Here is a 23,858-nt window from a genome sequence, read left to right on the forward strand (position 1 = left end):
GCCCTTAGATCTATTTTTTTCCATATTATAAAAAACTCACACTCATTCAAATCATTTACTTTATCACTCATAATGTACATTAAATAAATAGTAGTGCTCATCTGCGGAACTATAACTATATTCTCCTGTTTGCTTCATGCCGAAGGTTACAATCCAATAACATTTAACCGGTAATTCTCCTGTGAATGGCACAATCTTATTCTCTTCAACAATAAAGTTCTTTCCATTACTAGCTCCAAAGCTACCCCATTCTCCAGACCTTAAACTGTAATATGAGAAATTCCCTTTAGGCGTTAAATCCTCTATTTCAATCTGGTCTAACATCTCAAATAACTTCTTTGCACTTATTAATCTATCATACTGAAGCCATTCCTCTATCTTTACTGCCCTTATGCTAAACTTCTTCTTTCCTTCATGAAAGCTAATCCTTGCATGGTGCAATTTACCTTCTTTTGTCCATGTTACTTCATAGCTAAGTCTTTTAAGCTCTCCCTTTTCCGTATAGTCAATATCTAGCTCCTCTATCCGTGCTCTACTCATAGCATTCTCATTTAGTTCCAGTTTTTCTGCAACCTCTTGCCAATGACTTTGAAAGTTGAATTCATATACATTGGTAGTCTCAAGCTCTACATATCGTGTACGTTCATAATATGACTCACCAATAGCAGGGATTATCAATGCTACGGCAAAGGCAATCAACCCAAGGCCTGCTGCATATCTTTTCCCTCTTTGATTGTTTTGAGGACTACGTAAAAACAAGAAAAAAATAATAAACCCGAGGGGCATGTGTATTTGATTGAAAGAAAATCTAAAGGCCCCAAGCAAGTAATAGAGTATAATCTTTAAGACATAATAAGGTTCCTCATCGTCCTTCATTTTTGCCATAATAAAAATAACACTTGATATTAAAAACAATGTAATTATCCAGTCAAACCATCTCATTTGTATTTATCTCCTACCAATCATTCCATTCATCAAGACCTTCTCTTATTCCTGTATAGAAAAATTCTGTATGTCTGCATTTAGGACATACATATACATCAAAAATCAAGTGCTCTTCTACATCAAACAATGCACCGAATAATCCCCTATTGTTGTCTTGAGAATCGAAACGATACTCCTTTAAATACTGCATTTGAGCTTTACACCTTAAGCAATCAAATTGCTTTTCCATTTTATTCATTGCCCCTTTCATTACTTCAAGTAATGTTATCTTTTTTCATATTTACATTATAATGCAATTTTCTTAATCCGTAGGGTTTTGTAAAGATAATTCATATTATATTAAGATTTGTGAAACAATGATTAGAAACTTTACATTGATTCAGCATTTTCATATATTCTTTTTACTTCTGCACTATCAACTACTGAAGATAAAATATATGCAATCACTATAATCCCTGGAATATCTACAAGTAACCTAGTAACAGCAAACTTTGCTCCTAGTGAGGAAAGTTCAAATAAGAACATAGGAATTTTTGTAGTAGACCATGCTCCGATAAAAATTAGTACGTTATTAAATTTAACACCTTTTTTCATGAATACCGCTGCAATTGGAAATGCACCATACAACGGTCCCGCAGCTGCGGAGCCTAATAAAATGGCTAAAACTATACCCTTTATTCCCGATTTCTCACCCATATACTTCATCATCGTTTCCTTTGAGACCCATACATCCAATAATCCTAAAAGTATGAATACTTGAGGAATAATCGAAATCATTTCCTTAAAGCTATACCCTGTAATCTGAACTGCCTTTACTCCTATTTCTCTATTAACAAGATATAGAACAATCATAGCAAAGCCAATAATAAAAGCAAATCTATACTTTTTTAAAAAATTCATATCCCACTAGCCACCTTTCCAATTACATATGCAACAACAAAGGAAAATAGAAATGATAATACATTTCTGATAATAGTAAGCCTTTTACCAAAATACTTCATTTCAACTGGTGCTGTTACAACACCTACCATCATCAAGGTAGACACAAATGCACCTATTTGCATATATCCTGCTCCACTCTTTAATAGCATGGCCGCTGTTGGAAATGCCACAAATCCAGGAATCAATGTAATTGCCCCAACAACAGCTGAAAAAATCACGCCTATCCATCCCGATTCACTGCCTACTATTTTTGATATCAATTCAGCATTAAATACAGAGAGTAATATGCCTACGAACATTATCACACCTAGAAATTGTGGCAAAATGTTATTAAATGATTTCCAAGCCTTCTTTAGAGCCATTTTGGTCTTTTTCTTATCTTTGACATAAGAAATAAGTAAAAGCACTACAACTACTATATACATCATGCTACTATTCATCCTTTACTCCTCCTTAATCCTCTTTTTAGAATTTACTTATCCCCTTTTTGACAACACTTATTTTTACTTGACTTACAGGACGCTTTACATTTGTTAGGTATATGCATATCTAACTCAAAACTGTTCATCATATGATCCTTGTTCATTTGCTCAATGAATTCTATAATTTCTAAAAGCTTCGATTCCTGTAGGTCATAATGAACATAATATCCTACCTTTTCTCCAACAACAATTCCAGCTTCCTTAAGAACTCTTATATGTTGAGATACTGCTGCCTCCGAAATGTCTAAGTGCTTTGCAATTCCTTTAGCACATATACTACTCCTAGAGAGTATAATTAATATTTTCAATCTTGTCTCATCTCCAAGGGCCTTAAACATCTGTACTATTTTTTCCATTGTTTGCTCCTTTATTTTAATTAAGTAATCACTTAATTAAAATAATAATCTTTAAAACTGGGGATGTCAAGGTCAAAATGTTCATCAATATAAAGGACTTAAATATAGTACACATGAGTTGTGAGAGAGTTTTGATAGATAGTTAAGTATAAAAAATGTATTATAAAAAAGTAATAGCCTTGAGTTTAGTAAATATATTGCAATAATCTGAAATTTGTGATACTTTAATAGTATCAAGTATTAGTACTTGGTCATAAATGAAGTTTAAAGGAGGATGAGAATCTATGGATAAGAAGTTAGTATGTCCTTGTGGCTTAACGTGCTGTGATTGTTTATTTTATAAGAGTGAAATTTTTGAAGCTGCAAAAAATTTAAGAGACTTAATTAGAGAATATGATTTTGATACTTTTCTCGGTCTGCTTAGTATTAAAAGTGGATGGGAAGCATTGGGAGAACATTTTGATTTGAGCAAAGATCAGGCTTGGTATAAGATAGGTAAACATTTTGATACATTTAATCAAATGCCAGAGTTTATGAACGTCCTTGACAACATAATAAAATTACAATGCAAAACAACTTGCCAAGAGATATCTGGATGTTCGATTGGTGGAAATACACATAAGTGTAGTGCATTAAAGTGTATTATCTCCAAAGGATATGATGGTTGTTGGGAATGTGAAGAATTTAAAAATTGTGAGAAGCTGAATTTACTTAAGCATAATTATGGATATGTAATAGAAGATAACTTAAAAATCATTAAAGAGAAAGGTTTCGAAGCAATTTCCCCACGAGGTAATAAATATTATTCATGGCAAAGAAAAAAATATGGTTGTGACACATAGTGAATGGCTCCATCAAAAAAATTAGCTATAAAAAAACAAATAGCTAATTCTTTTTACTTTCTGTATTATTTTATAAGCAATGCATCTCTTCTTCCGCTCTGTCCCAAGGAACTACATAACCTTTCCCCTTTGAACAAAAGATAGAAGACGAGCTATATTCTATATCTGCATTTTTGTCATAACTAATCTTTTCTATAACTTCCTCTGTATTATGGCATATATCATATCCACCATAAACTAGATTTAACATCCCCTTTCCACCAGTAATATCCATTAGCTCTGTAGGATAATTCATAAAGGTAGCTACAGGAACCCTCCCCTTTATAATAACGTTCTCGCCTTTAGTCTCTGGAGGTTCAAAACTCCCATTTGCCTTTTGTATGTCTGATAAAACTCTACCCATATAATCCAAACTAACTTTTATCTTGAAATCATAATACGGCTCTAGAAGTATATTATCAGCCTTTTCCAGCCCCTGTCTTAAAGCTCTGTAGGTGGCTTGTCTGAAATCTCCACCACTAGTATGTTTATTATGGGCCCTTCCCGTCTTGAGAGATATCTTCAGATCGGTTAAGGAACTCCCTGTAAGTATGCCTCTATGGCTTCTTTCAAATATGTGGTGCTTTACAAGATTTTGATTTCCCTTAGTCAAATGGTCTGCATGGCATAGATTTTCATATTTCATACCACCATTTCGTTCTCCTGACTCTATTTTAAGATGGACTTCGGCATAGTGTCCAAGAGGTTCAAAATGACCATATCCGACTACCTCACCATCTATAGTTTCTTTGTATAAAATCTTTGGTTCACCAAACTCTACAGAAAAGTTAAATCTATCCTTTACCGTCTTCTCCAATATTTCCAACTGTATTGGACCCATCACATGGATGTGTATCTCTCCAAGTTCTTCTTCCCAAGTAACTTTTAAAGAAGGGTCTTCCTCATTTAATATATTAAAGGCTTTAACAACTTCCTTTACATTCAATGAAGTGTCAAATATCACTTTAGACTTTAAAGTAGGTATCATGTTATAGACAGTATCTTCGTTAGTATCTCCTAATCCTAATCCAGCAAAAGTCTTAGATAATCCCATTATTCCAACTAATTGGCCTGCATTAGCACTATCTACAGCCTTATATTTTGCCCCATTATATATTCTTATCTGGGTTATCTTTTCACTTAATTCATCTTCACCATTTCTATAGCTTATCTCATCTCTAACATTTATACTTCCCCTTAGGATTTTCATATAGGTTATTTTGTTTCCGTTTTTTTCATGACCTATTTTATATATTCGCCCTTTAAACCCTTCATTATTGTAACTAGTTTCTGTGAGTCTATGAATGTTATCAAAAAATTCTATTACACCCTTATCCTGTAGTGCAGAACCACCTGAGCAGATATACATATTACTTTCTTTAATCATTTTCTTCATATGGCTTATCCACAGCTCTTTATCGTATTTGCCTTCCATGTATAGTTCTAGAAGATCTTCATCTCTCTCAGCCACAAACTCTACGGTCTCTTCATGTAAGTCATCATCAATAGAATTCTGAATATAACATACATCGTCTGTTAGGTTTCCCTTTATTTCTTCTAGTACTCTTTCTATATCTGCTCCTACTCTGTCGATTTTATTGATAAAGATGAAGGTCGGTACTTTATGCTTTTTGAGGAGTTGCCATACTGTTTCTGTATGTCCCTGCACACCTTCCACTGCACTAATTATTATTACGGCATAATCCATTACCATTATAGACCTCTCCATCTCTGGTGAAAAATCCACATGACCAGGAGTATCTATTAGATAATAGGTGTCTCCTTTATATTCTATAAGGGCTTGATCTGAAAATATTGTTATTCCTCTTTCTTTTTCTATTTCATGATTATCTAGATATGAATTCTTATGGTCTACTCTTCCCCTTTGTCTAATGGTATTTGTATGATATAGAAGCCCTTCTGAAAATGTAGTTTTACCTGCATCCACATGGGCTAGTACTCCAATTGTTTTGTTCATTTCGACACCTCAATTTAAGTTTTATATATAGATTTTTCGTAACTTATATAAATTGATTATATCAAAAAAAGACGTCCTTAATTAAGAACGTCTAGTTATTTCTCTAAAGCTTTCTTTATTCGATATCAATAGTCTTTAACTTTTTTTCGTCCTTATTCTTTTTATACGGCTTTGCTTCTTTAATATACTCCCCGGTAGCTTCATTCACAACACCTACAAAATCCTTATAGTACCTTTTAACTACACTATCTGACACTACTGGAATGGAATCTAATATTTCATCTACTATTTTCAGTTTCAAAGCGATTAGATTTTTTAGTAATTCCTTAGTCATCTTCATCACATCCAAATCTTATTTTTAATGTCTCGTCTTCGAATTTAGCACCCTTAATAGATAGATTCATCAATGCACGTGGAAGTATTATATTTCTTTTAATATCTCCAGCTCTAATAATCACTTCATCACCCTTTTGGTTTAGATCTAAGTCATTTTTGTTTAAGAATGGCATATAAACAGAATATATATATCCATCATCTATTTTCTCAACACTTTGAACTCGATTGCTATACTTAATGTTTACAGCATTCTCTTTCTTGAATATGGTGTCTCCCATCTTTGTAAGCATACCTAGCCCTACAACCTCTTTATCAAATAAAGGAGCTATATAAATTGGTATCGGAGAAAAAATTTCTTCAATAGTCTTCAAATGTTTCTTATGAATTGTTTTCCAAGTATCTAGGTAACTATCATTGATTTCCTCTGTTATCACTCTGTTTACCATAATTGCATCCACATTAAAATCATAAATATTTAGATAGGTAAAGCTTCTCTGAGCTTCCTTTATAACCATCTTTTCTGGGTTCACGACAATACGTATACTCGTTACTTCTTTATTTGTAAATACATTCCTCATTTCATCCAGTTTTCTATAAATACTTTCAATCTCTCCCATAACTGAGTCTTCCGGCATTGGTACTCCTAGTAACGGTTGTGATATTGGTCTAAAAATCTTCAGGGCCTTACGTTTAAGTGGGAATAACTTATCCATCCACCATCTAAGCATATCTGGGAAACTCAAAAGCTTTAAGGTTTCTCCAGTAGGAGCACAGTCTACAATAATTACATCAAAGGTATTATTTTTATAATAGTCCAAGATCCTAAGTAAACTAAGCAGATCTTCCATCCCTGGAAAAATTGTCAGTTCCTCAGTTGTAATATCCTTTACAGCCTTCGATGTAAAAAGCGTTGTAAGATAATCTTGAACCGTCTTCCACCCCTTCTCCATCTCATGGATTGAACTTATTTCTTGAGCCCACATATTTTCCATAATTTCCTTTGGTTCTGAACTTAAAGGTATATCTAAGGCATCTCCTAAGCTGTGGGCTGGATCAGTACTCATAACCAAAGTCTTCTTACCACTTTGTGCGCTTTTTATGGCTGTAGCTGCAGCAACACTCGTTTTACCTACTCCGCCTTTACCAGTATAAAGTATTATTCTCATAGAAAAGCCTCCTTTTATTTCCCTTTATGAATATTACGTAACTCGAAGTATTTCATTTATATGAAGCCCATATGAAATGGGCATTTACTCAATCTCGATTTTCTTTATTTTTGCTTTTTCCTTGTTTTGCTTGTTTTCTGTTTCTTCATCTTCACTAAATGTATTTAGCACTTTAATAAAAATATTACTAAGCACTCTAATTTCCTCATCGGTTAGTACATCATATATTCTATTCAAATATTTGCTCATAGTCTCTTTTAACTCTTCTATAGTCTTTTGTCCCTTTTCTGTTAACTTTATAAGGACAATACGTCTATCAAGATCGCTTCTTTCTCTCTTTAAATACTTCTTTTTAACTAGTCTATCTATTATACCCGTAGCTGTACTCATTGATACATTAATTTCATCGGATATTTTACTCATAATGACCTCACCGTGACGTTCAACAATAAACATTGCAAACAACTCAGTTTTTGACAGCTTCATGTCTATTTGAAGCCAATCTTCAGGAAAAAAGAGTTTTTTCATATTATCAAGAATCATATCCATTATTTTATTATGCTCCACAACAACTTCACCATCCAAATATTTCGAGTTTAGTAATATTTGTTTTTAGTATAATATTTATTTCTTTTAATGTCAAACTATTTTTGTATGGAAAATAATGTTATAGGCAACTTAACCTTATTCTCCTATAACTAAAAAGAATCTAAACCGCCTTTAAGAGCTAGTTTAGATTCTTAATCTTTCTAATACCTTTAATATATTATTCAGACAATCTTACCATATTTCCTTTGTTACTACTTTTCACTAACTTTACTTCCAAAATAATTCGTTCCCCAAACTCCCGACAAAATCATAACCGCTCCAGCAAACTGGTACCAGAAAAATGGTTCTTGTCTTATTAAGACACCTGCAATGATCGATGTCACACTTGATAGGTTTGCAAAAACAGCTGATCGAGAAGCTTCAATCTTAGATAAAGTATAGTTTACTAAAAAGAATGCTATAACCGAAGATAATATTCCTAAATAAATTACTGCTGAAAACACTTTCATGTTTAATAGCGGTACAAAATAATTTGATATTTCTCCCTTAAGAAGGTGCTGGATTACAGCAATTACATTAAAGGTTATTGCACCAATCCACATCATTGCAAAGGTAATTTCTACAGGCTTAAAATCCGTTGAATACTTTCTTGATAATATATTAAATATAGATGCACATAATACCGCTAATAAAAGTACAATCGTTCCAACAACATTCGAGCCTATTTCACTACTCTTCATAATAATAATAAAAATCGCACCTACAACTGATAATCCTACAAAGAATACTTGTATCTTGCTAGGAAACTCCTTTAAAAATATTGCTGCCAATATCGTTACTACTACAGGGATTAAAGCTATCATCATCCCAGCTTCTGAGGAATTAGTCAGCTTTATTCCAAAGACTTCAAAAATGAAATATGTTACTGGTTGGGCCAACGAAATTGCTACAAGCTTATGGAGCTCTTTTCCTTTATAGTCAACCTTGATAACCTTAGCCATCTTCAAAATTAATAATACCATTGCTGCCATACCAAACCTAAAGCCTAATAAATGAAACGTGCCAACTTCAGATAAAGCTTCCTTCGTAAACAAAAATGAAAATCCAAATATCAAAGCCATTCCAGTACCCGCTAGGTATGGTAAATATCTTTCTTTTTCTGTCATAGTTCTACCTTCCTTTGGTTGTATAGTGTCACTAAATAATTCTACAACAAAAGGTTCTAACAAGCAATTAATAAATCTTAACATATTAATCTGTATATAATACGATAAAGATCTCACATTCTGGAGATTTAACAGCCAGCGTTTCTGAGGATGGTAAATCTCCAGAATGTAATAGATTTTTCGTAAATTATATATTACATTAATTAATATAACTTGTCATATAGTAAATTATTCATATCTGACTCTAAAGGTTTTCTTTCTCAAGCTATTTGCCTAGTCTATGCTTTAAAAACCACTTATACAGCTCCGGATTATCATATGTCACCGTCCAAGAATCATGAGTTAAATCTGGGTATATTGTGAATTGTACATCGCCACCATATTCTCTTAGCCTATCTACAAGAACCTGCGAAGATTCAAGTGGAACTATTGGATCCTTAGCACCATGAAAAACCCAAACAGGAGTATTCTTAAGCTTTTTAGCTTCTTCTGTATTCTCTAACCCTCCACAAATTGGTGCAATTGCAGCAAACTCATTAGGATACTTTGCCCCCAAAGACCATGTTCCAAATCCTCCCATACTTAAACCTGTAAGATAAACTCTACTATCATCAACAGCATACTCTTTTTTTATAGCTTCCACCAACTCGTATAAATCGTCAACATGTTTAGTCCAATAGGATTCATCCGGGCATTGAGGTGAGATAACAATAAAGGGAAATTCTTTATTAGTTTCAAGCAATTTAGGTAAACCCAGTTTTTTCACTAACTCCAAGTTCTCTCCTCGTTCTCCCATACCATGTAAAAATAAAATTAATGGCCATTTTTTATTATCACTATAATCCTCAGGTAAATATAGTAGATATTTTAAATTATTATCTACACATACTTTTTCATATTGGCTCATAATATTCTCCTTTATATAATCTGTTAAGAAAAACTATCTTCATATTATATCACTTTATGTTAATAATAAGGTAAATTGGTCCATAGATATTTCAGTGAAAACTAGTAAAATATTAATTACACTTCTTAATGAATTCTGATATAATCTGGGTAGTGTATTTAACCTAAACCAACTTGGAACGTGAGGAATATAAATTATGTCATTTTATAAACTAGGAATTAAGGGAGATCTTGTATATGCTCTCGAATGTCAATCCATAACTGAACCAACACCAATTCAATCCTTAAGCATCCCTCTAGCTTTAGCTGGTGAGGATTTAATTGCTGAAGCTCAAACTGGGACAGGCAAAACATTTGCCTTCCTTCTTCCAATATTTCAAAATGTGGATCTTGAAAACCCTAATATTCAGGGTCTAGTTATCACCCCAACTCGTGAGCTTGCTATTCAAATAACTGAAGTTGCAAGACAGCTCGCTGAAATAAAACCTATGAATATACTTGCAGCATATGGTGGACAAGACGTCAATGCACAACTTATAAAGCTAAAAGGCGATATTCAATTAGTTATAGGTACACCTGGACGAATTTTGGATCATTTACGACGGGGAACGATTGATTTTAGCCAACTAAAAACATTAGTAGTGGATGAAGCTGATCAAATGTTCCATATCGGCTTTAAGAAAGAAATTGACGCTATCCTCAGTCAGTTGCCAAAGAATAGACAGACACTATGCTTTTCAGCAACTATTAGCCATACAGTTGATAAATTTTCAAAAAAGTATCTAATTAATCCAAAGTATGTACAGGCACCAAAAAAACAAGTAACACTTGAAAATATTGCACAATTTGTTGTGGAAACATCTAACAGAAAAAAATTTAATGACTTCATTAAAATCCTAAAAGAAAACCATCCGAACAAAGCTATTATTTTCTGTAGATCTAGAAGGGGAACCCACTCTCTTTATGAAGAAATGCTTGCTACAGGATTTAATGTAGAAGCAATCCATGGAGGACTTACACAATCCAAACGAGAATTTGTTATGACTGCTTTCAAAAATAATGAGATAAAATTCTTGGTTGCAACGGATGTTGCCTCACGGGGGCTTGATGTAGAAGGTGTAACCCATGTTTTCAACTATAATTTACCTGACGAACCTGAAAACTACGTCCATAGAATAGGTAGAACAGGACGTGCTGGAAATAGCGGTGTAACCTACACCATTTTTACTCAAAAGGATTCAAAACGCCTCGAGGCTATTGAAGCTTTTATCAGCATGAAAATTGATCGTATACGTGTATCAGAAGAACAGGATACATCAACTCAGAAATCTAAATCTGTAAATTCACAGAAAAAGCATTACTCAACACAGCGATCTAAGAACAGTAAAACCTCACAAAATCACCATTCTAAGAAACATAATAAAAAAGGAAAATCATTTAGTAAGAATAATGCAAAAAAGAATTTTCGCAAGAAATAATCATTTACATATAATACGGTAAACATCTCACATTCTGGAGATTTAACAGCCAACGTTTTTGAGGATGTTGAATCTTCGGAATGTATTTAAAACTCCAGTGGACTTATCAATATTTGAAGCATAAATTCAATTCGTCGTAGTAGACTGGCACTACTTACCTGATAGGTTTCATCCAATACCGCTTGTAGTCTAGGGATATATCCACAAATATTCTCTACCTGACAATGCTCAACAAAGGAAGTTCCCCATACTTCGGAATAAGGTCTCCAACGTGGATTGCTTCCCATCAATATATCTAAGATATCGCGTTTACGTAGCTTTGTAATAATAGGATGATCAATTGGTGCATCAAATACTGACCTAATATAGGTACCAGAAAAATCTATATAACTCATGGAGCATTGTTTATCAAACTCACAATCTATCAGTTCGCCACGGCAAAACCTTACATGATCTAAGTTACACCCACTAAAACATACATTAGTCATAGATGTGCTATCTAAAGATACATATGCCATATCCACATTTTTAATAGTTACGTTTTTTATATCATTATTTATAATGCCAATTCCTCTCAAGTCAATCTTTTTTGAAGCATTCTTTCTATTACAGGGATATAAATTCGAAAAATCCTCTAAGCTATATAATCTATTCCCATATTTAAGCTGGATATTTTTAAAATCTAGCACAGCTCCAGCTGTTGATTTCCTAAACATTTTTCGAATCTCAAATCTCATCAATACACCTATAGGAGATCCCCATCGCACCTTTATCTCAAATTCCTCTAAATGATTACCCTTTTGAAGAATCTCTGGTCTCTTTTCATTTAGATACTCTATGATATCTTTTTTGTTCTCCGTCCAATATTCATAGATGTTTTCACTGCCATCATAACCATATTCATACAGCACATAAGTAATAGGATTTGTCATTAACATATCTATATCCCCCTAAAATATTTAACACTTCTATCATATAATCTTTGTAAGTTCAATTTTCCCAAGGTCGACCTTACAGATTTCAGCTACTAGACTTTATGCTTATAAGCTATTTAATATCGAATTATTTCAATTTTTTCTTGTATATCCATTATAATCCACAAACTTTATTTTCTCTATACCTTTTTCATTTACAATACGGTCATTAAAAATCTTTGAGACTGTTGAAAAAGCATTGGGTTATAACTCTTCCGCGACATCTCAATGTGATAAAAAGAGACCTAGATTCTCCTTTAGCAAATCCAAGCCTTCCTATAGTTTATATCTATTTTTCAAGTATACCTTTCAGCTCCATTAAATTGGAAATCTCATAGGTAGGTTTTATTCCTGTTCTATTTTCAAGCTTATTAGGATTAAACCAGCAGGTATCTATACCAAAGTTTATACCACCTTGTATATCAGAGGTTAAGCTGTCTCCTACTATCAATACCTTGCTCCTATCAGCATGCTTTATATTATCTAGAGCGATCTCAAATATTTTAGGATCTGGCTTTGATACCTGAACTTCTTCGGATACTACTATATCCTCAAAGTATTTTGCTATCGTAGATTTTCTTATTCTATTATCCTGAACAATCTTAAGACCATTAGTAATTATAGTAAGTCTATAATTCTTATGTAAACTCTCTACAAGCTCTATACTATCATCATATAAAAAGGATGCTTGGGATAGATGATTCATATATGATTTAGCAAATTCTCCTTCATCAAATCTTGCCTCTAATCTATCTGACAATCTCTTAAATCTTTCAATCTTTAGTTTCTTCTGAGTAATAAGCCCATCCTCCAGCTCTTTCCATATAGCCGTATTTATTTCCTTATAGATTTTCAGATGATGGTTTTCATCATATTCTATATCAAATTCAAGCATAGTATTTTTGAATGCATCTTTTTCAGACTTCTTAAAATCGAATAAAGTCTCATCTGCATCAAATATTATAATATCGTACTTCATAATATCCCTCCTCATATATAGTCATAACACCTTAAAATTTATTAATCTTCAAAGTGTCATTACTTTAGTTACTTTTTCTACCTGTAACATAGTAACGGTTTTACTAAATTTGGGACGTTAAAACCTTTACAGCTCTTTACAAATAAATTATCATATTTATATGAATATACATATGACATATGTCCTGTTAACGAGGTGAATTAATGAAAAAAATTTTGAATGATAAGCTTTTGAACCATTATATTGTTAAGTATAATATAGAAAATATATTTGATAAAGATATTTTAAAATATGCACAACTTCATTTTTATAAGAAAGACGAATACGTTTTAAAAGCAGAATTTGATCTTGAATACTACTATCTGTTTGTAGAAGGAAAAATTAAAATTTCCTATCTTTTTGAGAACGGTAAATCGATTCTTTTAAAGTTTTATAAAGAATTCAATACATTAGGAAATTCAGAGCTTTTAAATAATATTCCTATACGCTGTAATGTTGAAGCAATAGAAGACAGCTTTTTAATTGCAATACCCTCAGATATACTTAGAAAAACCTATTTAGATAATCCAAAGTTCTTGCGCCATATGATAAATTCCTTAAGTGATAAACTCTATGCAACTATGTATAATAGTTCATACAACCTTGTTTATCCAGTTATAAATAGATTATCTAGCTATTTAGTTGAACATATAACAGATAAGAACTATATAATTTTGAATTCACCCTTTAATGAAATTGCTCAATTCTTAGGAACAACCTATAGGCATCTAAATAGAACCTTTAATGAACTTGAATCAAGATCGATTATAAAATGTGACAATAAAACAATATACATATTAGACGAAGATAGGCTTAGGGAATTATCTAAGAATCTGTATATTTAATTCCTATAATGCTATTTACAGCTAGGAGGTTTCACTAAAGTAAAAGGACACTAAACTAGAGATATTTTCTCATTGTTCAGTGTCCTTTTATTGTCTAGTTTCGATCGAAACATCCCATTTTTATTTATCAATTCCTGCTTCAACAAGTGCTTTTTTTACTGCTTCTATTATACCCGTTGATGTAAAAGTAGCACCACTTACAATATCAACATCAGCAGATTGTTTCTCTATTATTGCATCTATTATGGGACCTTTCGCTGCTGTAAACCAATCCCAATCTTCATCGTGGTCTACTATAGATACCTTGGTGATAACCCCACCTTCTATACCTACTTTAACTTTAATTAAACCGTTATATCCTTCTGCCTCTCCAGTATAATAAGTAGCATTATCAATTTCTGGCTCTTTAGTTTTTTTCTCTACAACTGTATTTGCTGAGGAGTCATTCACATTTTTATCTACTATTGACGTTTGGAAAAAATAACTTGAATAAGATACACCAGCCCAGATGACTCCTATTAATATAGCAAAAGCGACTTTTTTCTTTAAAACATTTTGCTGCACTACACTAAAGGTCAAAGCACCCTTTTTAGGACATTTTTTTATACACTCAAAACAGTTTATACAGTTCATAGAATTGACAGAATCACAGGTCGAAACGGCTATATCCATCTCACAAGCTCTATCGCAGAGCTTACAGTTCACACACTTATTGACATCTCTTTTTATGCTCAAAATCCTAAAGATACTAAGCAATCCATACTGAGCACCTTTTATACAAAAGTACTTACAGAAAAGTTTTTTATAGAAAAGTGACAGAAAGCAAAATACTATAATACTAATAATCATTCCATAGCTAATCTGTTTACCAATCAAAACTAAATACAGATTACTTCTAGCATCATATCTTAACAGACTCAAAACAACTCCTATGCTTAGCACAGCAACTAATATATACAATATATATCTAATTAGCTTTAAGACAGAATCCAATTTAGGTGATACAGTTTTCTTTTTAATCTTGAGTTTATCACCTATAATAGACGCTATCTCCTGTAAAAAACCAAAAGGACATAGATACCCACAATAAAAAGCTCCCCCTATTGCTGTAAGTATAAGTATAGATACAGAAAAATAGGTTAGGTTATTAAGTGCTATTACGGTTATCGGTAAAAAAGCAATAGCTTGAATTATTTTTCTAATAAGACCGATTTTTTTCATATTCACCTCATTGCAAAAGAGGGTGTTTTAAATATAATATTCTCTGCACCCTCTTAGCCTATGTAAATTTAGTAATAATTTTTTTATTTTATGCAATAATTATCCCGGATTATATATATTACTTCTTAGCCTTTAATAGAGCCTGTGCTACACCCATTTTAATAGATTCACTAGAGATTGTTGCTGATGAAATACTATCTATCTCTAAGGATTGTGCCTCAACAATTCTTGGCGGCAATGACTCAAGGCCCGTTCCTGGTCTATCATCTTTAGGATCTTCTTGAGTAGCCTTTATATCCGTAACCTTTCCATCTTTTACTGTTACAGTTACTTCAATAGGTGTTAACATATAGCCTGTATTACTACTAGTATACACTCCATCCTTTAAATCTGTAAAGCTTGGAACTTCACCATTCTTTGCTCTTGTTGCTAATTTTCTAAAACCTTCAGCTAACTTATAGCTTGATTTCCAATGACGATTAAAGTACTTTGCTTTACGACCTTCTTTAATGTCATTGTCAAGAAAGTATGCCTTACTAGTTGAGTCAATTCCTTCTGAAATTAATCTCTCAGTAAAATCAAGAACCTTATCATAGTCACCTTTTGCATATGCATATGAAGCGGCATCAAGTACATTCGAACTAGCTTGCCAAGGATACAGATCTCCAAAGTTTTCTGGAGTAACACTATACTCAAAAAGTTTATAAGCTTCTTCCTCTTCACCTATAATGCCCATTGCCCAAGCTGCAGAAGTCAGCTGCCAAGAGAATACTTCTCCATTTGCTTGATAGTCAAATTCTCCATATCTAGACATTACTTCATCAGCATATCCAGCTTTTGCAATTGCCTTTAACATCCTACCATGTGCGATTTTTCTAGCTTTATCTCCTATAGGCTTCGGTACCTTTTTTTCATCTACTTTCTCTGTTCCATAGTTTGCTTCTGGAGAAAGATTTACTATCTCGTTTAAATAATGATATGCAAGATGATTTTCCCCTAATTTTAATAAACCACTACCAAGGTTACTCTTCCAGATATTATGATATGGATATTCATCTGTATCTTCACTATTTTCTACTAAATAACGCATTTTAGCTATATTCTCTCTAGCCGTTTCTAAATCAAAGGTTTTTCTTACAGAGGTTGGTCCATACATAGTTTCTTCATTTATTTCTACTTCGATAGGCTCAGCCCATTCTGGCCATACAGGCTCCTGGCTTGCCCATTCCTCAAAGGTTAACTCTGATGGCTCCTGTGATACATCTTGACTTTTAGTACAACCCGCAAGCACCCCAAATACGAGTAAACCTATTAATGTTACTAAAATAAGTTTTTTGTTAAGCATTTTAATCATTTCCCCTTTTTATTCGTATTGAATTATTAAACCAATAAATTGAAAATAATTCTCAATTGGTATTTTATCTCATTGAGAAATTTTTGTCAACATTAATTCCCATATAAAATTGTATCAAAAAATACAAAAACTATTTCTTGACAATCTATCAACTTCATTTTGACTAGATTTTTCTCCTAAAAACAAACTCAAAAATAGGATAGCTTTCTCAAAGAAAACTACCCTTAATTGCACTATCAAAAAATATCTCTATGATTTTGCAGATATCAACATCTTTTTAGCTAACCTCTATTTATTTTCTTGCAAAAACTCTTCAATCATAGGCCCTACTACCTTGCCCTCTTCCATATACTTAGTTGCATAATACAAACTCTTTAAAAAGTCCTTAACGTTAGACTGAATAATAGTATTTCCATTTGCTGTCTTTTCATAATCAATTATACTTCCAACCCATTCCTTTAAGCTTTCATCATCTATAAGCTGTCTTGACAAAATACTCTTTATAGCATCTATCAGTCTTCCTTCTTCTCCATCAGTGTATTCATAACTATCAATCACTGCTTTACTTTTTATAGCTTCTAACATTTCTTTCAACTCTTCTTTACCAATCACTTCATATTTGGCCAAGGTACGAAGGGCATCTCCTGAATGGGCAACTGCATGGGCCCATCCCTTTTTACCAACACGCCCTCTATGGTCCTTTTCTTTACTCATATAGTCCATTATCTCATTATGTACATTAATTATGTCATCGTCTGTCAAATACTTTCCATTGACATTGTAGCGTAAAATTGAATCTATAACTAAGACAGAAAAACTTCTAGTAAATACACTATCGGTTCCCTCTTCCCCAACCTTATATTTTAATTTGTCTTCGGCTAACAATGACGCCAGTACATTTTTAACCTGGTTTGACTCTAGTTTAAACAACCAATTGTCAAATGTTAAATATATTAAGTCATCTCTTAATGTGCTATCAGTAGTTCCAATATACTTTATCATTTCTTCTATGATATAGTCTACATCGGTACTCTCATCTATAGCATACTTCTTCGTTCTTATATCAATCAATATTTCCTTGAGTTTTTCTTCTTCTTCGCTAAGACTTTTAGGCATAGAAGCCTCATTGTCCTCAGCTACTTCTTTTGTATCAATCGTCCCATCATCATTAACTACTTCTTCTGTTTTAGTAGTCTCATTATTCTTAACCACTTCTTCCCCTTTTTGAGATCCATTTGACGCATCACAATTTGTTAGAAAAAGTACACATGCTGTAAGTAAAACCATTATCAAGATCTGCTTTTTAGTACATTTCATGCAATTACCCCCATTTTCTATATTTCTTAAATACCCCATGCCTTCGAGTTATTTAAGAAATCAAAATATAAACAATTTGTTACTATTTCTATAACTTATAATTCTATTGATATCCATAAAATTCCTTTGTCTTATTTTGTCGATTCACCCTCTTCCGTAAAGAATACTAGAAAATATATTATTAGCAAGGACCAATAGTTGATAGAAACCATCGCATTGTAGTTGTTTATTTAGTATAATAATACCAACAGTAATACCCATGAGCAAATTCTTACTAAAGATAGGAGGTATTTAAGTGAGCAATAAATTGTTTTATTCTTTAGAGGGGAAAAAGGTTAGGTTTAAGCAAATGACAATTGAAGACAGTGAAGCGATTCATAGCTTTGCTTCTGATTCTGAAGTATCTCGTTTTATTGGATGGCCTTTGACCCATAACCTAGAAGAAACAACAGCCTATGTGGAGGAAATGATAAAGAGAGACTCGGTAGGTAGCCATATATATGCAAACGTAATTGATAAATCTACAAATAAAGTAGTTGGTACCGCCATGATATTTAATTTTAATCACACAGCAAAGCACGCTGAAATTGGATATGTTTTTCATCAAAATGTTTGGGGAAAGGGCTTTTCTACAGAAACAACTAAACTCGTTTGTGACTTTGCCTTTAATATACTAGGTCTTCACAAACTACACGCCCAGGTAGCTGCCCCTAATATTGGATCATGTCGTGTTCTTGAGAAAAATGGATTTGAATTAGAAGGACGTCTAAGGGATTATCACTATATTGAAAATCAATATTATGATAGTTTCTTGTATGGAAAACTCTAGATGATACAAGAGATATCTCCTCCATAAAGTGATTACAAGCCGAAAGCCTTTATCTTTAAAATAGAAAGCGGGGATTTAAATGATTGACATTGTATCTGAAGCAATGAATCGTCTTGAAAATTCATCAAAAGAAAATGGTCTAAAGACTGGAAAAGTTAGGTCAATTTCTTCAACGTTATATAGAACTCTAGAAGATAAAAGTATCGATAATGTACTTACAATTTGTGAAGATTTACTTGCTCAACGAGAATGGGCATTAGGTGTCATTGCATACGATTGGGCTTACAGGGTTAGAAAACAATATAATCATGAGACTTTTTCCATATTTGAAAGTTGGTTGAAAAAGTATGTTACTGGTTGGGGAGATTGTGATGACTTTTGTACTCATGCTTTTGGCGAATTATTAAGCCAGAATAATGATTTATTCACCCATGTCCTTAAATGGACTGATCATCCTGATTTTTTTGTAAGGCGTGCATCTGCCGTTATCTTAATCTATCCTATTAAACATAATAAGTATCAAAACATTGATCCTTTTTTAATTTCAGATGCTTTAATGAATGATGACCACCATCTTGTATTAAAAGGTTATGGTTGGATGTTAAAGGTTTTATCCCAGATCGAACCTGATAATGTTTATCAATACTTAATAATGAATAAAACTAATATGCCAAGAGTGTCTTTTAGATATGCATTAGAAAAGTTTGATAAAAAGTTGAAATCTTCCTTAATGGAGAAATAAGTATATATTAAGTTTAGAACCTACATAATCTTATAGATAAAATATTGAAAATTAATTTTGTTCTATAAAAATTAAAGTGAATCCATAGTTTTTTAAGGTGTCAATAAAATCATATAGTGACACCTTTTTCTAATCTAAAATCTAAAGTTCAAAGTTATGAATATTTCTTTCTGAATTTTTCACTTCTATACTAAATTCTTTTATTAAGCCTTCTTCTTTACTCATATCTTTAGTTATAGAATTTAGAACTATTACACCTATTACTATCCCTATTAATAATATAGTTGATATTATTCCAACTGCAGCTTTCATTGGTATTTCTTTTTCGTTGGTATACAAGTTTCTTCCCTCCTTAATTCATAAGCCTATTCAGAATAAATTTTTGTGATTTCCAAAACTAGTTCAATGATAGAAACGGCATAAAAATAATGTATATCAATTAATGTATTTGTAATTTTCTTATATACATTAATTAATTTAGTAAGTTCGAGTACCTTGATCCTTTATTAGTGAATTCTCTATTTCCTTAGCACTATATCCAGCATAATCTAACGCATCAGCTACAACTCCGTCAGGGGCATTATAAACTTTCCTTATGGCCCTTTCTACATCTTCCGCTGTGTATTGTGCATCCTTCATCACCCTTGCTGCATTCTTAGCAGTTATATTAAATATATATTTTAGATCTTGTACTAGTTTCTCTAGAGTATCGCCTACACAGTTCATTATTTTTCATCCTCCATCTATCTGATATCTATATGCTTTGAAAATCTTTTCTTACTCATATAGTACAAATGAATTGTGATAGGAATGTGAAAAATTAGAATTTTTTTTAATATCCCCTAGGAAATTTTTAAATCAATTACCTTTCAAACTTATATCATCCTCCTAAAAGGTACCTAATACAATATCTGTAGATTTCATTATTTCATTTTTCTATTTATTTTAGATTTATTTCCTACTCACATTAACTCTACACTTTTTTCCACTCCATAAAGTTTCACTAACTTCAAATTTTAGCTTTGGATTGATTCCCTGGATCATTCCTTCCATTGGATTTAAACAGTAGATATTACACGGACTCTCACTTTCTAGTTTTTTAGCATAAGCACATAGTCTACAGGTCTTTGCTTTTGCCTCAAAACCTTTATCAGTCTGTTCTATTTCCCATGATGCACAGTTAAAGACCTCACTCAGTACAATAAATACATCCTCTGCTTTAGTCATTCTAAATTGCTCTACCTGTTTTTTCCCCATGAGTATCTGCATCCTTCTCTTATCCTCTGTCACTTTGTCTAATACTCCCTGCCTACTAAAATGATAAATTGAATCTACCAACACAGAGACATAAACATTTTCTAAAATTTTTAATCTCATTTCTGAGTTCATAAAAAAACCTCCAATAATATTTATTTTTTCTTTCAATAATATTAGTGGAGTTTTTTATGGTTTTGTGACAGCTTTTATATGAACTAAATCCAAATTATTCATGAAAATTTTGGATTAAATATATTTTTCCCAAAAATTTTTACCCGGTAGTACTTCTTCTGATGCTAGGAAGAAATTAACCTTTACTGCCATTCTTCTTATCTTAGCATATTCATCCTCAAGCTCTATATTCTTTACTAATTCTTTCATTCTACAATTACATTTTCCATAGGGATTGAACAGAATACATTCATCTTCTAGAAAATTCTTTAATTTTTTTCTCGCCCTAGATATTAGCTTTCTTATTGTTGCTTCCTTTTTATTAATTATAATTGCTATATCTTCATATTCTAACTGTGCTACATCTCTAAGCAAATATATCAATCTACTTTCATTGTCCAAGCAGTGTAAAATTCCTGTAAGGCATTTATCACACATCTCTTTGACCCATATAGAATGATCATAATCTATATTTTCAGGAACTTCCAATCTTCCATATCTGAAATGATATGATAAAAATTCTGTTGTATAAATTCTTTCCTTTTCACAGTGCTTCTTTATCACTCTATAGCATATTGTATATATCCATGTAGATAGCTTAGATTTCCCTTTAAAGGAATCTATACTTTTAATTATCTGAATCCACGCTTCTTGAGCTACATCTTCAGCTAAATTTTGGTCTTGAATCATCCTCCTACATATAGCCGAAACCATATTACCATATTCTTCAGCTATTTTGTCAGTTAATGTTTGTAAACTATCCACTCTTCTTTCCCTATTCTTAATATCCTCAAACATGTCATCACCACAGAATTTTTTTCTTTATCTTACCTCATTTTTACAGTGATGTCTATCTATGATAGAGTCCAGCCTTTGTCAAGGTTGCTCCTATTAACGTAATACCTTCCAAATGTACAATACTATATTAATAAGAATTATATATACCTTCTTCTCTTTTTTGTGTTGCCCTTTTACTTAAATAGGACCCCTCAACTACAGTTTTATATCCCTTCTTAAGAATAATACTCTTAATATAGTCAACATGAGGACATCTATCATAATGATGATTGTCAGTTACCATACAGGAAGATAAATGAATGACAACATCATCCTTATTTAGATTGTCGGCTTTCCTAGACTTTTTAGCAAAGTGTTCCAATTTTGCTGCTACACTTTTTCCACAGCATCCACCACAGGTAAAAGAAATGTATTTTGTTTCATTATCATAATTTTCAAACATCCCTTCCTTGTTATAAAAAACATTTGTACAGGCAAAACCACTACATCTCCTATGTGCAATGTCACACTGAATAATTACAACATACTTACCATTCATATCCTTTCTGCCCCCTCATATTTATTCTCCATTTCATTTTAGGATCTACCTTCAAACCATGGTTAACGACTTAACTTACCATCCCCTTGAACTTAGTTTAATAATAATGTATCATAAAGCTGTATATACTTATAGATACAAATATCAATTAATCAATAGGTACAGTTTGGAGATTAGTTATGAATGATATAGTTCTTAAACTAGATAAAAATTCTGAAAAACCATTATACATACAGCTTTATACATATATTCGAGAAGAAATAAAAACCAATAGAATAGAAAAAGGCACTAAGCTACCATCTATTCGATATCTAGCAGACCATCTAGGTGTTAGTAAAATCACTGTTGATAATGCTTACCAACAACTGTTGCTTGAAGGTTATATAGAAAGTAGACAAAGAAGCGGTATGTATGTTTTAGAGATTGAAGAAAGCTTGCTCCCTCCATCGAATTATAGTAAAGCAAATATTTGTAACCTTCCAACTCACACCGATATTGCATATGACTTTAAGTATGGAGCTATCGACATTGACAGCTTTAATTTTAATTTATGGAGAAAATTGACTTCTCAAACCTTACAATCCTCTAATGGAGAACTCCTTCAATATGGAGATCCACAGGGAGAGCTAAAATTAAGAGAAGAAATAGCAAAGTACCTCAGAACATCAAGGGGTGTATTATGTACAGCTGATCAAATAATAATCACCTCTGGTACTCAGCATTCCCTACAATTAATATGTGAATTAACAGATCCCAATAATAAATCTATGGCAATTGAAAATCCTGGATGGTTACGTGCTAAGCTCATCTTTCAAAAAAACGACTTTAGAATAACATCAATTCCCCTTGATAAAGATGGAATCTGCTTAGAATCATTAAAAAAGAGTTCCTCAAAGCTTGTATATATTACCCCTTCTCATCAGTTTCCATCTGGAATAGTAATGCCTATTATTAGGAGACAAAATCTTCTAAAATGGGCTAAAAACACCGGAAGCTTCATCATTGAAGATGATTATGATAGTGAATTTAGATATAGCGGTAGGCCCATCCCTTCTTTACAGGGACTTGATGATTCTGAATCTGTTATTTACCTTGGCTCATTTTCGAAATTCCTTGCACCTTCTTTACGTATGAGTTATATGGTTTTGCCTAAGTCATTTTTAAAAACATATAAAGATGACATCTACAAGTATGAACAAACAACATCAAGAATAGATCAATATATCCTTCAATTATTTATGACTAATGAATATTGGGATCGACATGTACGAAGGATGCGCATAATTTACAGCAAGAAGCATACTGTATTAATGAATGCCATAAAAAAGCATCTACATAAAAATATTAAGCTAATTGGAGGAAATGCTGGCCTTCATATACTTTTAGAAATCATTAATGGCATGGACGAAGATACTATTATTCAAAGTTCAAAAATGGCTGGTGTGAAGATATATCCGGCTTCAAAATACTGGGTAAACCATGATGTTCTAGAGTATCCTGTGGTTTTATTAGGCTTTGGTGGACTAAACCATGATCAAATCAACAACGGTATAGAACTACTTGGGCATGTTTTAAACAATAACTAATTTCAATCGAAGGGATGGGATAA

Annotated in this window: 27 protein-coding genes; 6 read left to right on the top strand and 21 right to left on the bottom strand. The window is 32.4% G+C overall.

Annotated elements, in window-relative coordinates; genetic code table 11:
* Positions 1-63: 63 nt before the first annotated feature.
* The 5 genes from R9X47_RS09930 to R9X47_RS09950 form a co-directional block, all read right to left on the bottom strand.
* The gene (locus tag R9X47_RS09930) at positions 64-942 is read right to left on the bottom strand and encodes a hypothetical protein (RefSeq protein WP_432666646.1); all 879 of its coding nucleotides are present in this window, start codon (positions 940-942) and stop codon (positions 64-66) included.
* Between the two features lie 13 nt (positions 943-955).
* A complete protein-coding gene (locus R9X47_RS09935; RefSeq protein WP_432666647.1) occupies positions 956-1,174 on the bottom strand; it encodes a zinc ribbon domain-containing protein in 219 nt (72 codons plus the stop codon).
* 140 nt (positions 1,175-1,314) lie between these two features.
* The gene (locus R9X47_RS09940; protein WP_432666648.1) at positions 1,315-1,845 is read right to left on the bottom strand and encodes a permease; all 531 of its coding nucleotides are present in this window, start codon (positions 1,843-1,845) and stop codon (positions 1,315-1,317) included.
* Positions 1,842-2,327 (bottom strand): permease, encoded by a 486-nt coding sequence (locus R9X47_RS09945; protein ID WP_432666649.1) that lies wholly within the window; start codon positions 2,325-2,327, stop codon positions 1,842-1,844. Before R9X47_RS09945 ends, R9X47_RS09940 begins: the two co-directional genes overlap by 4 nt.
* Before the next feature lie 32 nt (positions 2,328-2,359).
* The gene (locus tag R9X47_RS09950; RefSeq protein WP_432666650.1) at positions 2,360-2,725 is read right to left on the bottom strand and encodes an ArsR/SmtB family transcription factor; all 366 of its coding nucleotides are present in this window, start codon (positions 2,723-2,725) and stop codon (positions 2,360-2,362) included.
* A gap of 284 nt (positions 2,726-3,009) precedes the next feature.
* Between R9X47_RS09950 and R9X47_RS09955 the strand changes: the two genes are divergently transcribed.
* A complete protein-coding gene (locus R9X47_RS09955; RefSeq protein WP_432666651.1) occupies positions 3,010-3,567 on the top strand; it encodes a DUF3795 domain-containing protein in 558 nt (185 codons plus the stop codon).
* A gap of 70 nt (positions 3,568-3,637) precedes the next feature.
* Here R9X47_RS09955 and R9X47_RS09960 read toward each other — a convergent pair whose 3' ends face one another.
* From R9X47_RS09960 to R9X47_RS09985, 6 genes are all read right to left on the bottom strand, one after another.
* Positions 3,638-5,584 (bottom strand): GTP-binding protein, encoded by a 1,947-nt coding sequence (locus tag R9X47_RS09960; RefSeq protein ID WP_432666652.1) that lies wholly within the window; start codon positions 5,582-5,584, stop codon positions 3,638-3,640.
* A 115-nt stretch (positions 5,585-5,699) separates the two neighbouring features.
* Positions 5,700-5,918, bottom strand: coding sequence for a hypothetical protein (locus tag R9X47_RS09965; RefSeq protein WP_432666653.1), 219 nt, complete (start codon positions 5,916-5,918; stop codon positions 5,700-5,702).
* Positions 5,911-7,086: an ArsA family ATPase gene (locus R9X47_RS09970; RefSeq protein ID WP_432666654.1), complete on the bottom strand. Its 1,176-nt coding sequence runs from the start codon at positions 7,084-7,086 to the stop codon at positions 5,911-5,913. Before R9X47_RS09970 ends, R9X47_RS09965 begins: the two co-directional genes overlap by 8 nt.
* An 84-nt stretch (positions 7,087-7,170) precedes the next feature.
* On the bottom strand, positions 7,171-7,653 hold the full coding sequence (locus tag R9X47_RS09975) for a MarR family winged helix-turn-helix transcriptional regulator (RefSeq protein WP_432666655.1): 483 nt from the start codon (positions 7,651-7,653) through the stop codon (positions 7,171-7,173).
* Positions 7,654-7,886: 233 nt separating this feature from the next.
* The gene (locus tag R9X47_RS09980) at positions 7,887-8,801 is read right to left on the bottom strand and encodes a DMT family transporter (RefSeq protein ID WP_432666656.1); all 915 of its coding nucleotides are present in this window, start codon (positions 8,799-8,801) and stop codon (positions 7,887-7,889) included.
* Between the two features lie 265 nt (positions 8,802-9,066).
* Complete coding sequence (locus R9X47_RS09985) at positions 9,067-9,708, bottom strand: alpha/beta fold hydrolase (RefSeq protein ID WP_432666657.1); 642 nt, start codon at positions 9,706-9,708, stop codon at positions 9,067-9,069.
* Positions 9,709-9,904: 196 nt separating this feature from the next.
* On the opposite strand from R9X47_RS09985, the gene R9X47_RS09990 reads away from it, so the two are divergent.
* On the top strand, positions 9,905-11,185 hold the full coding sequence (locus R9X47_RS09990; protein ID WP_432666658.1) for a DEAD/DEAH box helicase: 1,281 nt from the start codon (positions 9,905-9,907) through the stop codon (positions 11,183-11,185).
* Between the two features lie 86 nt (positions 11,186-11,271).
* On the opposite strand, the gene R9X47_RS09995 is transcribed toward R9X47_RS09990, so the two are convergent.
* Positions 11,272-12,123, bottom strand: a complete 852-nt coding sequence (locus R9X47_RS09995; RefSeq protein ID WP_432666659.1) for a pentapeptide repeat-containing protein — start codon at positions 12,121-12,123, stop codon at positions 11,272-11,274.
* A 325-nt stretch (positions 12,124-12,448) separates the two neighbouring features.
* The gene (locus R9X47_RS10000; RefSeq protein WP_432666660.1) at positions 12,449-13,138 is read right to left on the bottom strand and encodes a YjjG family noncanonical pyrimidine nucleotidase; all 690 of its coding nucleotides are present in this window, start codon (positions 13,136-13,138) and stop codon (positions 12,449-12,451) included.
* A 203-nt stretch (positions 13,139-13,341) separates the two neighbouring features.
* Here R9X47_RS10000 and R9X47_RS10005 point away from each other — a divergent pair, with 203 nt between their 5' ends.
* Positions 13,342-14,022: a Crp/Fnr family transcriptional regulator gene (locus R9X47_RS10005; RefSeq protein ID WP_432666661.1), complete on the top strand. Its 681-nt coding sequence runs from the start codon at positions 13,342-13,344 to the stop codon at positions 14,020-14,022.
* A gap of 120 nt (positions 14,023-14,142) precedes the next feature.
* Here R9X47_RS10005 and R9X47_RS10010 read toward each other — a convergent pair whose 3' ends face one another.
* The 3 genes from R9X47_RS10010 to R9X47_RS10020 form a co-directional block, all read right to left on the bottom strand.
* The gene (locus tag R9X47_RS10010; RefSeq protein WP_432666662.1) at positions 14,143-15,243 is read right to left on the bottom strand and encodes an FMN-binding protein; all 1,101 of its coding nucleotides are present in this window, start codon (positions 15,241-15,243) and stop codon (positions 14,143-14,145) included.
* A 118-nt stretch (positions 15,244-15,361) separates the two neighbouring features.
* Positions 15,362-16,588: an FMN-binding protein gene (locus R9X47_RS10015; RefSeq protein ID WP_432666663.1), complete on the bottom strand. Its 1,227-nt coding sequence runs from the start codon at positions 16,586-16,588 to the stop codon at positions 15,362-15,364.
* A gap of 297 nt (positions 16,589-16,885) precedes the next feature.
* The gene (locus R9X47_RS10020; RefSeq protein WP_432666664.1) at positions 16,886-17,914 is read right to left on the bottom strand and encodes a DUF2785 domain-containing protein; all 1,029 of its coding nucleotides are present in this window, start codon (positions 17,912-17,914) and stop codon (positions 16,886-16,888) included.
* 295 nt (positions 17,915-18,209) lie between these two features.
* On the opposite strand from R9X47_RS10020, the gene R9X47_RS10025 reads away from it, so the two are divergent.
* Positions 18,210-18,743, top strand: a complete 534-nt coding sequence (locus R9X47_RS10025) for a GNAT family N-acetyltransferase (protein ID WP_432666665.1) — start codon at positions 18,210-18,212, stop codon at positions 18,741-18,743.
* Between the two features lie 79 nt (positions 18,744-18,822).
* The gene (locus R9X47_RS10030; RefSeq protein ID WP_432666666.1) at positions 18,823-19,485 is read left to right on the top strand and encodes a DNA alkylation repair protein; all 663 of its coding nucleotides are present in this window, start codon (positions 18,823-18,825) and stop codon (positions 19,483-19,485) included.
* A gap of 141 nt (positions 19,486-19,626) precedes the next feature.
* Here R9X47_RS10030 and R9X47_RS10035 read toward each other — a convergent pair whose 3' ends face one another.
* The 5 genes from R9X47_RS10035 to R9X47_RS10055 form a co-directional block, all read right to left on the bottom strand.
* Positions 19,627-19,824: a hypothetical protein gene (locus tag R9X47_RS10035; RefSeq protein WP_432666667.1), complete on the bottom strand. Its 198-nt coding sequence runs from the start codon at positions 19,822-19,824 to the stop codon at positions 19,627-19,629.
* A gap of 138 nt (positions 19,825-19,962) precedes the next feature.
* Positions 19,963-20,211, bottom strand: a complete 249-nt coding sequence (locus R9X47_RS10040) for a hypothetical protein (RefSeq protein WP_432666668.1) — start codon at positions 20,209-20,211, stop codon at positions 19,963-19,965.
* Between the two features lie 225 nt (positions 20,212-20,436).
* Complete coding sequence (locus R9X47_RS10045) at positions 20,437-20,874, bottom strand: L-2-amino-thiazoline-4-carboxylic acid hydrolase (protein ID WP_432666669.1); 438 nt, start codon at positions 20,872-20,874, stop codon at positions 20,437-20,439.
* A 114-nt stretch (positions 20,875-20,988) separates the two neighbouring features.
* Positions 20,989-21,711, bottom strand: a complete 723-nt coding sequence (locus R9X47_RS10050; protein WP_432666670.1) for an RNA polymerase sigma factor — start codon at positions 21,709-21,711, stop codon at positions 20,989-20,991.
* 127 nt (positions 21,712-21,838) lie between these two features.
* Complete coding sequence (locus R9X47_RS10055) at positions 21,839-22,249, bottom strand: CGGC domain-containing protein (RefSeq protein ID WP_432666671.1); 411 nt, start codon at positions 22,247-22,249, stop codon at positions 21,839-21,841.
* A gap of 179 nt (positions 22,250-22,428) precedes the next feature.
* Between R9X47_RS10055 and R9X47_RS10060 the strand changes: the two genes are divergently transcribed.
* On the top strand, positions 22,429-23,835 hold the full coding sequence (locus R9X47_RS10060) for a PLP-dependent aminotransferase family protein (RefSeq protein ID WP_432666672.1): 1,407 nt from the start codon (positions 22,429-22,431) through the stop codon (positions 23,833-23,835).
* The last annotated feature ends 23 nt before the right edge of the window (positions 23,836-23,858 follow it).

The sequence above is a fragment of the Wukongibacter baidiensis genome (assembly GCF_050888315.1).
Taxonomy (GTDB): Bacteria; Bacillota; Clostridia; order Peptostreptococcales; family Caminicellaceae; genus Wukongibacter; species Wukongibacter baidiensis.

Coding starts and splice junctions, on each gene's coding strand:
- R9X47_RS09930 (WP_432666646.1), bottom strand. CDS start 942: ATGAGATGGTTTGACTGGATAATTACATTGTTTTTAATATCAAGTGTT.
- R9X47_RS09935 (WP_432666647.1), bottom strand. CDS start 1,174: ATGGAAAAGCAATTTGATTGCTTAAGGTGTAAAGCTCAAATGCAGTAT.
- R9X47_RS09940 (WP_432666648.1), bottom strand. CDS start 1,845: ATGAATTTTTTAAAAAAGTATAGATTTGCTTTTATTATTGGCTTTGCT.
- R9X47_RS09945 (WP_432666649.1), bottom strand. CDS start 2,327: ATGAATAGTAGCATGATGTATATAGTAGTTGTAGTGCTTTTACTTATT.
- R9X47_RS09950 (WP_432666650.1), bottom strand. CDS start 2,725: ATGGAAAAAATAGTACAGATGTTTAAGGCCCTTGGAGATGAGACAAGA.
- R9X47_RS09955 (WP_432666651.1), top strand. CDS start 3,010: ATGGATAAGAAGTTAGTATGTCCTTGTGGCTTAACGTGCTGTGATTGT.
- R9X47_RS09960 (WP_432666652.1), bottom strand. CDS start 5,584: ATGAACAAAACAATTGGAGTACTAGCCCATGTGGATGCAGGTAAAACT.
- R9X47_RS09965 (WP_432666653.1), bottom strand. CDS start 5,918: ATGACTAAGGAATTACTAAAAAATCTAATCGCTTTGAAACTGAAAATA.
- R9X47_RS09970 (WP_432666654.1), bottom strand. CDS start 7,086: ATGAGAATAATACTTTATACTGGTAAAGGCGGAGTAGGTAAAACGAGT.
- R9X47_RS09980 (WP_432666656.1), bottom strand. CDS start 8,801: ATGACAGAAAAAGAAAGATATTTACCATACCTAGCGGGTACTGGAATG.
- R9X47_RS09985 (WP_432666657.1), bottom strand. CDS start 9,708: ATGAGCCAATATGAAAAAGTATGTGTAGATAATAATTTAAAATATCTA.
- R9X47_RS09990 (WP_432666658.1), top strand. CDS start 9,905: ATGTCATTTTATAAACTAGGAATTAAGGGAGATCTTGTATATGCTCTC.
- R9X47_RS09995 (WP_432666659.1), bottom strand. CDS start 12,123: ATGTTAATGACAAATCCTATTACTTATGTGCTGTATGAATATGGTTAT.
- R9X47_RS10000 (WP_432666660.1), bottom strand. CDS start 13,138: ATGAAGTACGATATTATAATATTTGATGCAGATGAGACTTTATTCGAT.
- R9X47_RS10005 (WP_432666661.1), top strand. CDS start 13,342: ATGAAAAAAATTTTGAATGATAAGCTTTTGAACCATTATATTGTTAAG.
- R9X47_RS10010 (WP_432666662.1), bottom strand. CDS start 15,243: ATGAAAAAAATCGGTCTTATTAGAAAAATAATTCAAGCTATTGCTTTT.
- R9X47_RS10015 (WP_432666663.1), bottom strand. CDS start 16,588: ATGCTTAACAAAAAACTTATTTTAGTAACATTAATAGGTTTACTCGTA.
- R9X47_RS10020 (WP_432666664.1), bottom strand. CDS start 17,914: ATGAAATGTACTAAAAAGCAGATCTTGATAATGGTTTTACTTACAGCA.
- R9X47_RS10030 (WP_432666666.1), top strand. CDS start 18,823: ATGATTGACATTGTATCTGAAGCAATGAATCGTCTTGAAAATTCATCA.
- R9X47_RS10040 (WP_432666668.1), bottom strand. CDS start 20,211: ATGAACTGTGTAGGCGATACTCTAGAGAAACTAGTACAAGATCTAAAA.
- R9X47_RS10045 (WP_432666669.1), bottom strand. CDS start 20,874: ATGAACTCAGAAATGAGATTAAAAATTTTAGAAAATGTTTATGTCTCT.
- R9X47_RS10050 (WP_432666670.1), bottom strand. CDS start 21,711: ATGTTTGAGGATATTAAGAATAGGGAAAGAAGAGTGGATAGTTTACAA.
- R9X47_RS10055 (WP_432666671.1), bottom strand. CDS start 22,249: ATGAATGGTAAGTATGTTGTAATTATTCAGTGTGACATTGCACATAGG.
- R9X47_RS10060 (WP_432666672.1), top strand. CDS start 22,429: ATGAATGATATAGTTCTTAAACTAGATAAAAATTCTGAAAAACCATTA.